The 14494-nt window shown below is 59.2% G+C and carries 12 protein-coding genes; 4 read left to right on the top strand and 8 right to left on the bottom strand.

Going from position 1 to position 14494, the window contains the following annotated elements; all coding sequences use genetic code 11:
* Positions 1-5 precede the first annotated feature (5 nt).
* On the top strand, positions 6-1016 hold the full coding sequence (locus RDN59_RS02985) for a phosphatase domain-containing protein (RefSeq protein ID WP_308606531.1): 1011 nt from the start codon (positions 6-8) through the stop codon (positions 1014-1016).
* A gap of 32 nt (positions 1017-1048) precedes the next feature.
* On the opposite strand, the gene RDN59_RS02980 is transcribed toward RDN59_RS02985, so the two are convergent.
* The 5 genes from RDN59_RS02980 to RDN59_RS02960 form a co-directional block, all read right to left on the bottom strand.
* Complete coding sequence (locus RDN59_RS02980) at positions 1049-2683, bottom strand: histidine-type phosphatase (RefSeq protein ID WP_308606529.1); 1635 nt, start codon at positions 2681-2683, stop codon at positions 1049-1051.
* A gap of 210 nt (positions 2684-2893) precedes the next feature.
* A complete protein-coding gene (locus RDN59_RS02975; RefSeq protein ID WP_101735709.1) occupies positions 2894-3334 on the bottom strand; it encodes a universal stress protein in 441 nt (146 codons plus the stop codon).
* A 143-nt stretch (positions 3335-3477) separates the two neighbouring features.
* Positions 3478-3924 carry a universal stress protein gene (locus tag RDN59_RS02970; protein ID WP_308606528.1) on the bottom strand — a complete coding sequence of 149 codons (447 nt, stop codon included), beginning with the start codon at positions 3922-3924 and terminating at the stop codon, positions 3478-3480.
* A 110-nt stretch (positions 3925-4034) separates the two neighbouring features.
* On the bottom strand, positions 4035-6128 hold the full coding sequence (uvrB, locus tag RDN59_RS02965) for an excinuclease ABC subunit UvrB (protein ID WP_308606527.1): 2094 nt from the start codon (positions 6126-6128) through the stop codon (positions 4035-4037).
* Between the two features lie 47 nt (positions 6129-6175).
* On the bottom strand, positions 6176-6538 hold the full coding sequence (locus RDN59_RS02960; RefSeq protein WP_308606526.1) for a DUF4259 domain-containing protein: 363 nt from the start codon (positions 6536-6538) through the stop codon (positions 6176-6178).
* 104 nt (positions 6539-6642) lie between these two features.
* Between RDN59_RS02960 and RDN59_RS02955 the strand changes: the two genes are divergently transcribed.
* Entirely contained in the window at positions 6643-8019 is a 1377-nt protein-coding gene (locus RDN59_RS02955; RefSeq protein WP_308606525.1) for a DUF4185 domain-containing protein, read from the top strand.
* Here the strand turns inward: RDN59_RS02955 and coaE are convergent.
* Together coaE and rpsA are read right to left on the bottom strand one after the other, a co-directional pair.
* A complete protein-coding gene (coaE, locus tag RDN59_RS02950; protein WP_308606524.1) occupies positions 8016-8618 on the bottom strand; it encodes a dephospho-CoA kinase in 603 nt (200 codons plus the stop codon). The genes RDN59_RS02955 and coaE overlap by 4 nt on opposite strands.
* Before the next feature lie 115 nt (positions 8619-8733).
* On the bottom strand, positions 8734-10194 hold the full coding sequence (rpsA, locus tag RDN59_RS02945) for a 30S ribosomal protein S1 (protein ID WP_010190105.1): 1461 nt from the start codon (positions 10192-10194) through the stop codon (positions 8734-8736).
* Between the two features lie 241 nt (positions 10195-10435).
* Between rpsA and RDN59_RS02940 the strand changes: the two genes are divergently transcribed.
* A complete protein-coding gene (locus RDN59_RS02940) occupies positions 10436-11176 on the top strand; it encodes a class I SAM-dependent methyltransferase (RefSeq protein ID WP_308606522.1) in 741 nt (246 codons plus the stop codon).
* Between the two features lie 59 nt (positions 11177-11235).
* On the top strand, positions 11236-11706 hold the full coding sequence (locus RDN59_RS02935) for an RDD family protein (RefSeq protein ID WP_308606521.1): 471 nt from the start codon (positions 11236-11238) through the stop codon (positions 11704-11706).
* 4 nt (positions 11707-11710) lie between these two features.
* Here RDN59_RS02935 and polA read toward each other — a convergent pair whose 3' ends face one another.
* Complete coding sequence (gene polA / locus RDN59_RS02930) at positions 11711-14359, bottom strand: DNA polymerase I (protein WP_308606520.1); 2649 nt, start codon at positions 14357-14359, stop codon at positions 11711-11713.
* Positions 14360-14494: the final 135 nt, after the last annotated feature.

The raw sequence follows: 14494 nt of genomic DNA, 5'->3' as shown, positions 1-14494 counted from the left end.
TGCGCATGGCACTTTCCGATATCGCCCGCAAAGTCGAATTCACCGCGAACACATTCTCGCTTAAGCACTCCGCACGCAAAGGCTGGCAACCGAGCATTACTGGCTATGCCGGCTACGGCAACGAAGATTTTGTCCACGTGCTGGGCCGCGTACTCATGCACGATCCCAAGGCTGAGGAACGCGATACATGGACCCAACGCGGATACCGCCAATTCTTCACCATCCAGGTCACGCACCACGAGGTCGAAGTAACTGTTGGTGGGAAGACGGTGCCGGGCACCACGAACCACAACGGCTATATCGATGTCCTCGTCCATGACCACGGGCTAGAACCCGGCTGGCACGACGTCACCATCCGCGCCAAAGGCGCAGACGAGGTGCGCGCAGAAGTCCTCATCGTGGACAAAGACACGACATTCGGCGTGGTCAGCGATATCGATGACACCATCATGGTGACCTGGCTGCCGCGAGCCATGATTGCGGCGTGGAATTCCTGGGTAAAGCGCACCAATACGCGAACCCCCGTCGAAGGCATGGCCAGCTTCTATCGGGAGATCTCTCAACAGCACCCAGAGGTTCCCTTCGTCTACCTCTCCACCGGTGCGTGGAATACCTATGACACCTTGGTCAATTTCATGGCGGAGAACGGCTTCCCTCGTGGCCCGCTGTTGCTCACCGACTGGGGCCCAACGCCCACCGGCCTTTTCCGCAATGGACAAGAACACAAGCGCGTCCAGCTCCGCAACCTTTTCATTGCTTTCCCCAAATTGCGCTGGCTTCTCATCGGTGATGATGGGCAGCACGATCCGCTGACTTATGCCGACGCTGCAGCGGAGCATCCCAACCGTGTGGCAGCGGTAGCAATACGCAACCTCACACCACAAGAGCAGCTGCTCTCCCATGGCTCGCTTGCTCCCTTGGTCAAGGTCAACGAAGAGTCTTCTTTCCATATCCCGCTTATTCAAGGCGCTGACGGCAACGCACTCGTCCGCGCCTACCGCGAGCTTAACCTCTAATCCAGAATTCGCATGCCTTTATTATCTAGTTTCTAGAAAGGCAGTTGAACGCCGTACCTGTTGAGGATCTCCTTGATCTGCTGAGCGTTTGCCATAGCAACACCAGCGGTGATCACCAGTGCACCGATGACTGCCGCAACAACTCCCCAAACGCCGGCTTGTGAAGAAAAGAACTCAGCAGATGTGGATGGCTGGGTGCTGTGGTCGCCGCCTTCTCCGATGCGAGCTTTAGAGTGATCCGACGTTGCTCCTAACGGCAAACAAGCGGCAAGCTCATCAATGGTGTAAAAGGTCGATCCTTCTGAGATCGGCTCACAGCCTTCATTGAACGGCACTTCTTTTTCGTTGTAGAGCATGCGCACAAGGGTGTCGCCTCGTTCGTTTTGGAACGCATCCCATTGGATATTAGCTCCCATCGGGGCTACTTGGTCGCCTCTCCATGCGGAATTCTCCCACGTATAAAGCTCACCACGTGGAGTTGCTGTTTCAGATCCTGGGAGCTTTAGGAGGGCGGCCAACGGGATGATGGTCTCGGCATGCCCAAACCGATATTCGGCAGCTACATTGCCACCAGCAGCGCGGTCCTGGACGCCTTGAATCATATGCTCCAGAAGCGGCTCGTAGTTGTCATAAGAGACAGTCTGCCCTTCAACGGCTGGCCCCTTTTGGTAGTAATCCTCAACATCTAAGAGGTAAGCAAAGGTTGGTCCGCTGGCTTCGTCCATGTAGTGGTCAAAGATCCAGCCCTCCGCTGGTGTCTTTTCTTCATGAGCCAAGGCTGGAGCAATGATGTACAGGTTGTAGAACTGCAAGGCGGCATCCACAATGCCTTCAACCGTCTTGTCATCCTTCTCACGGCCGACAAAAGAAATGGATCCATCCTCTAGGCCTGTGATGAAGTCCTCAGTGAAGATCTTGCTCAGGAGGCTGCGCGCGGCAGTCTGTGATGCAGGTTTGGCATAAGCCTCTTCAACCTTCGCGTTGAGAACCTCCGAGTCTTTCCACTCGGAATACTCCTTATAGGACGGAGATTCTTTGTCCTTGTGTGCATACATGAGATCGGTACGCGATTCGATACTCACATGGCCATCTTTCATGCCGTCAATCAGGTTATCCGCCAACTCGGGCTTTTCCGCGAGCCATGCTTTAGCAAAGTTCCATCCGGAATCATTAGCGCGATCCTCACCGGAGGAAATGTACTTGACTTTGAGGTCATTCTCTTCGATGGTGTCCATTAACGTAGCGTTGCGCTGCGCATTGCGCTGGCCGATTCCTTGCAGCTCCTCGCGGCCCACGACCGTAAGGTTACCGTATCCGGCTTCTTGGCCGATTCCGCCAGCCAGTTCCTCATTCACGGCAATCATGGCCTCGACCTGTGGGATGAGGTCCTCCCCCAGCTCCGTGAGTTGGTCGTGTTCTTTGGCGTACTCCAGCATCTGCTGAGCTAGGTCGTCATATTTAAAGCTCGAAAGCCCCCGCGACCCATGGCGGTTCACGGTGGACGTGTAGATCGGGTGAAAACCAGCGGGTGCTTCAGAGTAGCTGGCCCCCTGGGGCTCATAGTGCTGCTTTGTGGAGTAATAGGTCGCAGCATCCGCAGCCAAAGCCGGAACCGGTGTCATTGAACAAGCGACAGCAGTGACAAGTGCAAGGGTACGAGAACGCATGAGATTGTTCCTTCGAGAGTTAGTGAATACGGAGACTTAACTAACCTAAATCGAGAACATGACTCCAAAGAGACTGGCAGGCAAACTGCAAGTTAAGAATCTCTTCTCCCTATGGGTACACAAGTGCCCGACCGGCTCCATGCCGGTCGGGCACTTTGTCTGCTGCTTTAATCCCGGACTTCCTGCCCAAAACAGCGTCGGTCAAGCGTCTTAGTTCACAGTGTGGACGATCATGACGTCACAATCAGACTGACGCGCGACATCCGCCGGTACCGAACCAAGCAGACGGCCGGTCAAAGAATTAATTCCGCGGTTACCAACGATGAGCAGGTCTGCTTTGTTGTCATTGACGATCGACATCAGGGCTTGGACCGGGGTGCCCGGGCGCACAGCGGTTTCCACCTTCGACACACCGAACTTCTCTGCGTGCTCCTTGCCGGAGGCGAGGTTGGCCTGGGCCTTCTCATCACCGAGAATCGTTACGGAATCCTGGCGCAGGGTCTTGGAAGCCTGCTCCTGGTTCTCGTAGTAGGCGCAACCGATGATGAGGGTGGCATCGAAGGCTGCGGCGATCTTGGCGGCGCGCTCCACTGCGAGCAAGGAGGACTTGGAACCGTCGGTACCGACCACGATCTTGTTGTAATCGCTCATGATGACCTTTCTTCGCTGGGCCCCAACCGTGAGGCCACCGCTAAACAAAATTCTAAAAGCTTTTGCGCACCCGCTAGTCTAACAACGCTGGCGTGTTCGCGTCGATCAGCGCGTGTGCTGTACGCCCGACTGGAGCCCGGCGCTTACTCAGTGGTGTTGACCACCACGACGTCAGCGTGGGCCTTGCGCGTGAGCTCCGTCGCTACGGAACCAAACACGCGACCGCGCACTGAGTGAATTCCCTTGTTGCCCACGACGAACATATCGACGTCGTAATCCTTGCCCACCTCGAGGAGTGAATTCACAGGGTCACCGGACTTAGCAATGATTTCAATGCGCTTCGCGCCCTCGCCGTGCGCGATCTCCGCGGCATTGTTGAGGAAGCTTTCCGACATCTCTTCGCTCACCACCGGTACTCGGGCGTCCTCTGAGTTGGGGGCGCCAAGCATCGAACCAGAGTGGTTGTAGAAAGCGGACACGATAATCAGCGTCGCGTCATAGGCGCGCGCCATGGATGCGGCAGAACGGACAGCTCGCATGGAAGTCTGAGAGCCATCGGTTCCGACGGCGATGACGTTGTAGCTCAGCATGATTCTCCTTATAAGTAGCGATTAATCCTTAACAGTATGACACGGTCTTCTACGCAGAGACGGGTATTACCCGCACATTGAGTTGTTAAATTTCAGCACTGGGCGCGCCATTAGATCCCGGCCTCCTTAAGACCGCGTTGCTCCTTTTTCAGATCAGCGATCTCATCGCGCAGACGCCCCGCCAACTCGAACTTGAGTTCTCGGGCGGCCTCACGCATTTGGGTCGTCAGGTCGTCGATAAGCGCCTGCACCTCGTCGGCTGCCATGGAGGACACATCTGGCTTGTCGACGATTGCCGTGGGATCCGCGTCCTGCCCTTGCTCATCGGCGTTTTCATAGACCTGATCCAAAATATCGGCGATCTTTTTGCGCAGAGGCTGCGGGTCGATGCCGTGCTCCTTGTTATACGCAATCTGCTTCTCACGGCGGCGCTCAGTCTCCTCAATCGCCTCCTGCATCGAGTCCGTGATCTTATCCGCGTACATGATGACCTCACCGGAGACGTTTCGGGCGGCGCGGCCAATCGTCTGAATGAGCGAGGTGGTGGAGCGCAGGAAGCCTTCCTTATCGGCGTCCAAGATGGCGACGAGCGACACCTCGGGAAGATCGAGTCCCTCACGCAGCAGGTTGATGCCCACGAGAACATCGAACTCACCCAAGCGCAGCTGCCGCAGCAGCTCCACGCGTTGCAGGGTGTCGATATCCGAGTGGAGGTAGCGCACCTTGATGCCGTGTTCGAGCAGATAGTCAGTGAGGTCCTCCGCCATACGTTTGGTCAAGGTTGTAACTAGGACACGCTCCTGCTTCGCGGTGCGGGCACGGACTTCATCGATGAGGTCATCGATCTGGCCCTTAGTAGGTTTGACCGTCACCCTCGGGTCTACAAGGCCGGTGGGGCGAATGACCTGTTCGACGAACTCGCCGCCGGAGGCCGTCATTTCGAAATCACCCGGGGTGGCCGACATGTAGACGGTTTGGCCCACGCGCTCCTCAAACTCATCGAAAGTGAGCGGACGGTTATCCACGGCGGAAGGAAGACGGAATCCAAACTCCACGAGGTTGCGCTTGCGCGCCATATCGCCCTCAAACATGCCGCCGATCTGCGGGACGGTCACGTGAGACTCGTCGATGATGGTGAGGAAGTCTTCTGGGAAATAGTCCAAGAGCGTCGCCGGCGCGGACCCAGCGGGACGTCCGTCAACGTGGCGCGAATAGTTCTCGATGCCGGAGCAAAAGCCCACCTGTTCGATCATCTCAAGGTCATATTCGGTGCGCATGCGCAGGCGTTGTGCTTCGAGCAGCTTGCCGCGGTTCTCCAGCTCGGCGAGGCGCTCCGCGAGTTCCGCCTTGATGTCCTCGATGGCACGAGCCATGCGCTCTGGGCCTGCTACGTAGTGGGTTGCGGGAAAGATCCGCACCTCATCGACCCGCTCGAGCACATCACCCGTAAGCGGGTGGATGTAATAGAGCTCGTCCACGTCATCGCCGAAGAACTCGATGCGCACCGCGCGCTCTTCATAGGCTGGGATAATATCCACGGTATCGCCCTTGACGCGGAAGGTTCCGCGCGTAAAGCCCACGTCATTGCGCTCATACTGAATATCGACGAGCAGACGCAGGAAGCGATCGCGGTCAATCTCCTCCCCTTCCTCGAGCACAACCGAGCGATCAAGATAGGACTGCGGCGTGCCCAGGCCATAGATGCAGGATACAGAGGAGACGACGACGACATCACGACGCGAGAGCAGCGCCGACGTCGCGGAGTGGCGCAGACGCTCCACGTCCTCGTTGATAGAGGAGTCCTTCTCAATGTAAGTATCGGTCTGCGCGATATAGGCTTCCGGTTGGTAGTAGTCATAATAAGAAACGAAATACTCAACCGCGTTGTGTGGCAGGAGTTGGCGCAGCTCATTCGCCAGCTGTGCTGCCAGCGTTTTATTCGGCGCCATCACCAGTGTCGGGCGCTGCTGCTGCTCAATGAGCCACGCGGCGGTCGCTGACTTACCAGTGCCCGTGGCACCCATAAGGACCACGTCGCGCTCTCCGCGGTTGAGGCGTTCGTTGAGTTCCGCGATAGCCGCAGGTTGGTCACCGGCGGGCTGGTACTCGGACTCAACACGAAACTCGGCCGATCGGCGCTCAACTTCGCCGACGGGGCGGTGTTCAGAGACCGGCAGGATAGGGTGTTCAGCAGCAAAAGCCATGGCGACCAGTCTAACGCGGCGCGACCGAAACCTGCTAGGACCGCGGCTTAGGGCAGCGCCGCACGCGTGGTGCGCAGCCACAGCTCGAGCTCACCGGTGGTCTCCCAGAGCGCATAGATTGGGGATTTATCCGGCTCCATCGCCGTGTTGATCCGCTTGCGCAACCACGCCCGGGTCTGCGGTGTGCGCAGCGCCTTGACAGCGTCAGCGCTGATCCCCGGGGGCAGCTTATCCGCCGGCGCCGTGGCCAGCGCTCCCAAGGCGATGACAATCTCGGCGTCGTCGATGTCAATGGGCGAATCCACGCAGCTCTTTTTGAATGCATCGAGGTCGAAGGAACCATCACGAATATCCGCGAGCACTTCGCACGCGGCATGATTATCAAAAGGCCCAACGTCCCAGGTTCCCATGAAGGGGAAGAGTAAACCGCATACATGAACGGGATGGGAGCAGCAGGTAAATTTTGCCCGCCATATCCTTTAAAAGTTCCTGCTTTCCTTTAGAATCGGCTGGCATGAAGTTCCGTTCCCTTGCCAGCACCCTGACGATTGCCGGGCTGCTCCCCCTCGCCGTTCTTACCCAGACGCCTTCGGCCTTCGCCGCGCCGTGTACCCCCTACTCAAAGTCTGGTAGTTTTACCTCCACTCCCAAGGCTTCCGGTCCCGCCGGAGGTTCCTCTCTCGGTGGGCTCGATGCGCTCTTCAGCAGCTCCTCCCGATCGGAAAAGCCGGGAGAGTCTGCGGATGGGCAGCGCAGCAACTATAACCAGCGCCAAATTACCGGTGGGCCGACCCAGATCATGCAGCTGATCACCGGTTCCGGTTCACCCAACCGCACGGATCAAAAGTTTGGTATCTCCGGGACCGATCTGGGCATCGCCTACTCTGATAACGCAGGTCATTCCTACTACGTCTTCGGTGACTCCATGGACTGCGTCGGCGAAGGCGATGGCTGGCGCTCCAACCTTCTGTTGCGCACGACAGACGATGATTATGGCGATGGCCTGCGCCTCGAGGAAGCGCTGACTTCTGGCGGCTGGTCCACCAATGGCCGGGCAAAGGAATTCATTCCTTCGCAGAAGGTTGGGGATGCCGATACCAACGGTGAGCGCACGACGATCCCCACCGCGGGCATCGTTGTTGACGGCGTGCATTACGTTGACTATATGTCCGTGCGCTCGTGGCACGACCCGAACACCGGCTGGTCCACCAACTATGCCGCGACGGTGAAGTCCACTGATGGCGGAGTCACGTGGCGCGCGGTACCGGAGGCAACACGTACCAACGCTAGCCACGGTGTGAACGCGCCAATCCCTGGCGGCGCCAACTATCGCGCCGGTTTTGAGAAACTGCAGCAATCGGCCTTTGTCGAGCACGGGGACTATGTCTACCGCTTCACCACGGGCAACGGCCGCCGCGGCCCCGCTTACCTGGCGCGCGCGCTGAAATCGGAATTCCCCAACGAACGTGCCTTGAGCTATTACTCTGATGGCTCCTGGGTAAAGGATCCGGCACGAGCTAGCGAAGTGCTTGACGGTAAGGTCTCAGAGCTCTCCGTCGCCTATAACCAGTACTTGGGCAAGTTCGTCACCATGTACGGGGTGGAGGGCGAGGGCATCGTCATGCGTACCGCGGATAGCCCGGAGGGTCCGTGGTCGCCACGCCGCATGGTGGTTAGCGCTGAGACCACCAAGGTCGTCAGCGGCGAACCGCTGAACGACACCTACGCGCCCTTCGTGCTGCCGAACCAGGATGATCAGCACCTGTATTACACGCTAACGTCGTGGCGCGACTACAACACCATGCTTATGCGCACGGACCTAGATTTTGTGGGCGATGACATGGAAAACAATGACCACATCGCCGTCTCAGACGTCGTAGCAACGCGCTAGCCTAGGCGGGCACGTAGTTTCCCGGCCACCTCCGCGACCTGCGCATCGAGCTTGTCGCGGGGTCCATTATTGTCGATCACAAAATCAGCGGCAGCACGGCGTACATCGTCGGGGATCTGCGCGGCTATCCGGCGGCGCGCATCGCTTTCCTCCAGGCCGCGGTACTCAACAAGTCGGCGCACTCGCTCCTCCACATCAACGTCGACGACGATGGTGGCGTCCATGTCGTTGTGAAGCCCTTTATCGACGAGGAGCGGCATGTCATAAACAACGAAGTCGGCACCACCTTGGCGCGCTGCTTCGAAGCGCGCTTGGGTTTCCTCTTGGATGCGCGGGTGGGTAATGGAATTGAGGAGATCGGTTTTCTCGCGGCTGGTGAAAGCGCGGGAAGCCAGTAACCCACGATCGAGGGTTCCATCGGCTTGAAGGATATCCTCCCCGAAAGCGTCCGCTAACTCAGCGAGCGCTGGCTGCCCCGGTTCAACGATGTCACGGGCGATGCGATCTGCGTCCACCAGCACCCAGCCTTCCTGCACGAGGAGCTGGGCCACGGTGGATTTTCCGCTGCCGATTCCGCCGGTAAGTCCAATAATCTTCATACCGGTTTAGGATACGCGAAAGGCCGCCTCTCCCCAGTGGGGAAAGACGGCCTTTACGAAAACCAGACCTACTCGGCCTAGGCGGTAGAACCTAACCTAAAGGTTAGTTCTGCTCTTAGTTGCCAGCGAGCTTGTCGCGCAGAGCAGCGAGCTGCTCGTCAGATGCGAGGGAGCCACCAACCTCTGCCTGAGAATCGGATGCCGGAGCTGCATCCTGAGACTCGGAAGAGTAGTTGGAGTTGGCAGCGGACTCAGCAGCCTCAGCAGCTGCAGCACGGTTGCGCTCGATCTGAGCGGTGTGCAGGTTGAAGCGACGCTCGGACTCGGCGTAGCGAGCCTCCCAAGCCTGACGCTGCTCGTCGTAGCCCTCGAGCCACTCGTTGGTCTCCGGATCGAAGCCCTCCGGGAACACGTAGTTGCCCTGCTCGTCGTAGGAGTCAGCCATGCCGTACTTGGACGGATCGAACTCGTCGGTGTAGTCCTCGTCTGCCTGCTTAACAGACAGGGAGATGCGGCGACGCTCGAGATCGATGTCGATGACCTTGACCATGACTTCCTGGCCAACGTTGACAACCTGGTCCGGAACCTCCACGTGGCGCTGAGCCAGCTCGGAGATGTGGACGAGGCCCTCGATGCCCTCCTCGACGCGAACGAAGGCGCCGAACGGAACGAGCTTGGTGACCTTGCCCGGGACGATCTGGCCCACAGCGTGGGTGCGGGCGAAGACGCGCCACGGATCCTCCTGGGTTGCCTTCAGGGACAGGGACACGCGCTCGCGGTCCAGGTCAACGTCGAGAACCTCGACGGTGACCTCGTCGCCCACGGTGACAACCTCAGACGGGTGGTCGATGTGCTTCCAGGACAGCTCGGAGACGTGAACCAGGCCGTCGACACCGCCGAGATCGACGAAGGCGCCGAAGTTGACGATGGAGGAGACAACGCCCTTGCGGACCTGGCCCTTCTGCAGCTGGTGCAGGAACTCGGAGCGGACCTCGGACTGGGTCTGCTCGAGGTATGCGCGGCGGGACAGAACAACGTTGTTGCGCTGCTTGTCCAGCTCGATGATCTTGGCCTCGAGCTCCTGGCCGATGTACGGCTCCAAGTCGCGGACGCGGCGCATCTCAACGAGGGATGCCGGAAGGAAGCCACGGAGGCCGATGTCCAGGATGAGACCACCCTTGACAACCTCGATGACGGTACCGGTGACCGGCTCTTCCTTGGCGTGCAGCTCCTCGACGGCGCCCCAAGCACGCTCGTACTGTGCGCGCTTCTTGGACAGGATCAGACGGCCTTCCTTGTCCTCCTTGGTGAGAACAAGTGCGTCGATCTCGTCGCCGACCTCGACAACCTCATCCGGGTTGACGTCGTGCTTGATGGAGAGCTCGCGGGACGGGATGACGCCCTCGGTCTTGTAACCGATGTCGAGCAGGACCTCGTCGTGGTCAACCTTGACCACGGTGCCCTCGACGATGTCACCATCGTTGAAGTACTTGATGGTGGCGTCGACAGCTGCGAGGAAGTCCTCTGCGGTTCCGATGTCGTTGATCGCAACCTGAGGGGTGTTAGAAGTTGGCATGTAGTTATGCTCCGAATAAACGTAGGAGATCGTAATTGGACAGTTACGCGTCTCTTGAAAAGCGTCATTAAGCAGCGCAGATGCGCAAGGCTTAAGATGGATTTCAATCCCGACTCGCAGCCGTGCCGAGCTCTCCTACAGTAGCCCAGCGCGTCCCGAGTCATAGACACGCCCGTACAACCCTACATCCCCGCAGCTAAAACGGCAAATACGACATGGAAAAGAATTTAGGAAAGTAACAATGTCTTCAGCATCGTTTTCTGCATCCGCAGCCAACCGTGATTTTTGGGACGATGACGCCGACTCCTACCACGCGGAACACCCCGAGTATCTATCCTCTTTCTACTGGTGCCCAGAGATGCTGCATGAAGATGAGGCGCAGCTGCTTGGCGACGTCTCCTCCGCCACCGTTCTCGAGCTCGGCTGCGGCTCCGCGCCTTGTACGCAGTGGCTGCAAGGACGCGCGCGCTTTGCCACGGGCTTCGATCTCTCGTCTGGAATGCTTTCCCATGCCGAGAGTGGCCTACCGCTCGTTCAGGCTGATGCCCTAGCACTTCCCTATCGTGACGGATCCTTCGACGTCGTCTTCTCCGCCTTTGGCGCACTGCCCTTCGTCGCCGACCTTGACCAGGCACTGCGTGAAGTCCACCGTGTTCTGCGCCCTCATGGCCGCTTCGTCTTTTCTGTGCCACACCCCATGCGTTGGGTTTTCCCTGATGATCCACAGAACCTCACCGCGGAGCTGCCCTATTTTGAGCGCGCCTACCTTGAGCAGGATGACAGTGGTGAGCTCAGCTACGCCGAGTTCCACCGCACGATGGGTGATTGGGTGCGAGCACTACAGGTGCGCGGTTCTTTCGAGATCTGCAACCTCATTGAACCCGACTGGCCAGAGGGCCTCGACATCACCTGGGGCCAGTGGTCACCCGAGCGGGGAGCCATTTTCCCCGGTACCGCCATCTTCGTCTGCGAAGCGCGCTAGGCCGGCACCGCCCACCCTGTTGCCGAGTCTGCTGGCCGCAGCGAACTAAGCTGGCAGCCATGCTTTTAGAACGCCTCGGGATTTTTCTGCGCCGCACGGTGGCGTGGTGGATCGACGCCTTCCTCGCCGCCGCCGTCATTGTGCTACTCAAATGGCTTGTCGACCTCAGCACCGATGGCGTGCTCACAGGCAGGGCGGGTGCAATTTATGACATTGTTGCTCTGGCCCTCGTGTTCTACGTCTATCGGGTGTGGGTAGAGGCCACAAAGCAGACTTCTCTGGGCAAGTGGTCGCTGAAGCTGGAGGTCATCGCTGAGCGCCCCGGCATCGCCAGCGCGGCGATCCGCAACAGCTGGCTGCTTCTCACTTTGCTCGCACTGACGGGGCTTCCCTACGTGGAGCCAACGGTATTGAGCATCCTCGGACTCAGCGTCCTCCTGCTCGGCCAAACTCCCTTCGATCTCCTCGCCGGATGCTTGGTGGAGCGCCGCACGCCCACCGAAGACGAGCGTGCGGTGGGCTTGTCCTGAATCCCTAGTGCGCTGCAGCGTCCCAGTTCTTCCCCTCCCCCACGGAAACCTCGAGGGGCACGGTCAACTCGATAGCCTTGTCCATCTCGCGTTCTAGGATGCTCTGGACTTCCTCGGTTTCACCTGGAGCTACCTCCACAACGAGTTCGTCGTGAACTTGGAGGAGCACGCGTGAAGCCATGCCTTCCAAAGCCTTGTCCACGCGGATCATGGCGACCTTGATGATGTCTGCCGCCGTGCCCTGGATGGGGGCGTTGAGGGCCGCACGCTCGGCGTTTTCGCGCGCCACGCGGTTGTCGGAGTTGAGCTCCGGCAAGTAGCGCCGACGCCCAAAGACCGTGGAGGTGTAGCCATCCTTGCGGGCCTGCACGACAACCTCATCGAGATAGCGCTTCACGCCACCGAAACGTTCGAAGTAGCTCTCCATGATCTCCTTGGCTTCGCGTGCCGGGATACCTAGCTGCTGTGACAGACCATAAGCGGAGAGACCATACACAAGGCCATAGGACATGGCCTTGACGCGGCGGCGCAGCTCCGGTGTGACCTCATCCACCGGAACGTCAAAGACCTTGGAGCCGACGTAGTTGTGCAGATCCTCGCCCTCGCGGTAGGCCTCGATGAGGCCGGGGTCAGCGGAGAGATGAGCCATGACGCGCATCTCGATCTGCGAGTAGTCCGCCGTAATCAGGGTTTCATAGCCTTCCCCCACCACGAAGGCCGAGCGGATCTGGCGCCCCGCCTCCGTGCGCACCGGAATGTTTTGCAGGTTCGGCTCCGTGGAGGACAACCGGCCTGTTGAAGTCACAGTCTGGTTGAACGTGGTGTGGATGCGGCCATCCGGCTGGATGGTCTTGATGAGCCCCTCCAGCGTCGTTTTCATCTTCTGGTACTCGCGGTGCGCCAGCAGGTGATCCAAGAAGGGGTGCGGGTGGGTAGCAGCGAGCTGCTCGATTTCCTTAGCCGCGGTGGAATAGCCCGTCTTGGTCTTCTTCGTCTTTGGCATATCGAAGGTCTCAAACAGCACTGCCTGCAGCTGCTTCGGGGAGTTCAGGTTGAGGGAATCGTCACCAGCGAGCTCGCGGGCAGCGCGCTCTTGCTCGTTAACCTGCTCGATGAAGGCATCGCGCTGCGTCTCTAAGACGTCTCGGTCCACTGCGATGCCAGCGGCTTCCATGCGCGCCAGGATGCTCACCAGAGGCAGCTCAAGGTCGGTATAAAGCTCGAAGGAATCAATCTCCTGCAGTTGACTCGTCAACTCTGCCGCCAGCTCCATGATGGCGCCGGCCTGTTCCACAAGCTGATTGTCATCCAAGAGGGAGAGCTGCTCCGTGGCGGCCCCGAGGGACTTCTGCAGGTGGCGCTGGTACACATCCGTCAACGCATACGTGCGCTGGCCCGGACGCAAGAGGTAGGCGGCAAGGGCGGTGTCATGGGCAATTCCGTGCAGCTCAATCCCCCGGCCGGCCAGCATGTGCCAGGCGGCCTTTGCCTCGTGGAGGTACTTCGGCGCATCCGATTCCAACCAGGCGGCCAGTGCGGCGTCGTCGGCCGCGCCCAAGTCCCCCAATTCAATCTGGAGTCCTTCAAAGGAGGAATCGACGAGTGCTAGTGCTGCGGCATCACCCGCGCCCGGTGTTCCGTCGCCTTGCACGAAGACCGCTACGTGTTCTTTGTCCTCGAGCCACTCAGTCAGCGGAGTGTCCACCACGGTCACGGTCACTTCCGGGGTGTCCTCTGCGGCGGCAGCATCGGCGGCGTCGTGCGGGACGGCGTTGAGGACCCGCTCGCGCAGGTTGGTGCCGAATTCCAACTCGTCGAAGCGAGCTGCCACCTCGCTAGCCACAGCTCCCTTAAAGCCGAGGTCCGCCGGGCCAACCTCCAGGTCCATGTCCGTCACCATTTGGGTGAGCTTCCGGTTGAGCTTGACCTGTTCGATGCGGTCGCGGAAGTTCTGCCCCGCCACACCCTTTATCTCTTCGGCATGCTCGATGAGGCCATCCAAAGAGCCGTACTGCGTGATCCACTTCGTGGCGGTCTTCTCCCCCACCTTCGGGACAGACGGCAGGTTATCGGAGGGGTCCCCGCGCAGGGCTGCGAAATCTGGGTACTGCTCGGGGCTCAGGCCATACTTCTCTTCTACTGCCTCCGGGGTAAAGCGATGCAGCTTGGATACCCCTCGCATGGGATAGAGGACGGTCGTGGAGTCGTCGACAAGCTGCAAATAGTCGCGGTCACCGGTGACCAGGAAGGTCTCATAATCCGCGCCGGCCTGAGTGGACAACGTGGCCACGATGTCGTCAGCTTCGAAGTTATCGCGCGACAACGTGGTGATACCGAGGGTGTCCAAGACCTCTCGGATGAGCTCGACCTGGCCGCGGAACTCTTCTGGAGCGGCCTCACGCTGCGCCTTGTACTCCGGGAACATCTCCGTGCGGAAGGTCTTTCGCCCCACATCAAAGGCCACTGCGACGAAGTCCGGCTTTTCCTCAGTCAGAATGTTCGCCAACATGGAAAGAAAGCCATACACCGCATTGGTGTGCTGTCCGCCCGAGGTGGAGAAGTTCTCTGCGGGCAGTGCATAAAATGCGCGAAAGGCCATGGAGTGGCCGTCAATGAGCAGGAGTCGAGGCTGAGAAGTAGTCACCCGGCCCATCCTAACGTGTTGCGCTCAATGACACCGTCGAGGGCCACAGGCAGGCAATTAGGTTCGAATTGGTCCGCTGCGCTAGTATCGTTGCTTGTGCGCCCCTGTAGCCCAATTGGCAGAGGCAACGGATTCAAAACCCGT

Source organism: uncultured Corynebacterium sp., assembly GCF_902489365.1.
Taxonomy (GTDB): Bacteria; Actinomycetota; Actinomycetes; order Mycobacteriales; family Mycobacteriaceae; genus Corynebacterium.
Note: the sequence above shows the minus strand (reverse complement) of the source record. Positions and strands in the feature narration are given on the sequence as shown.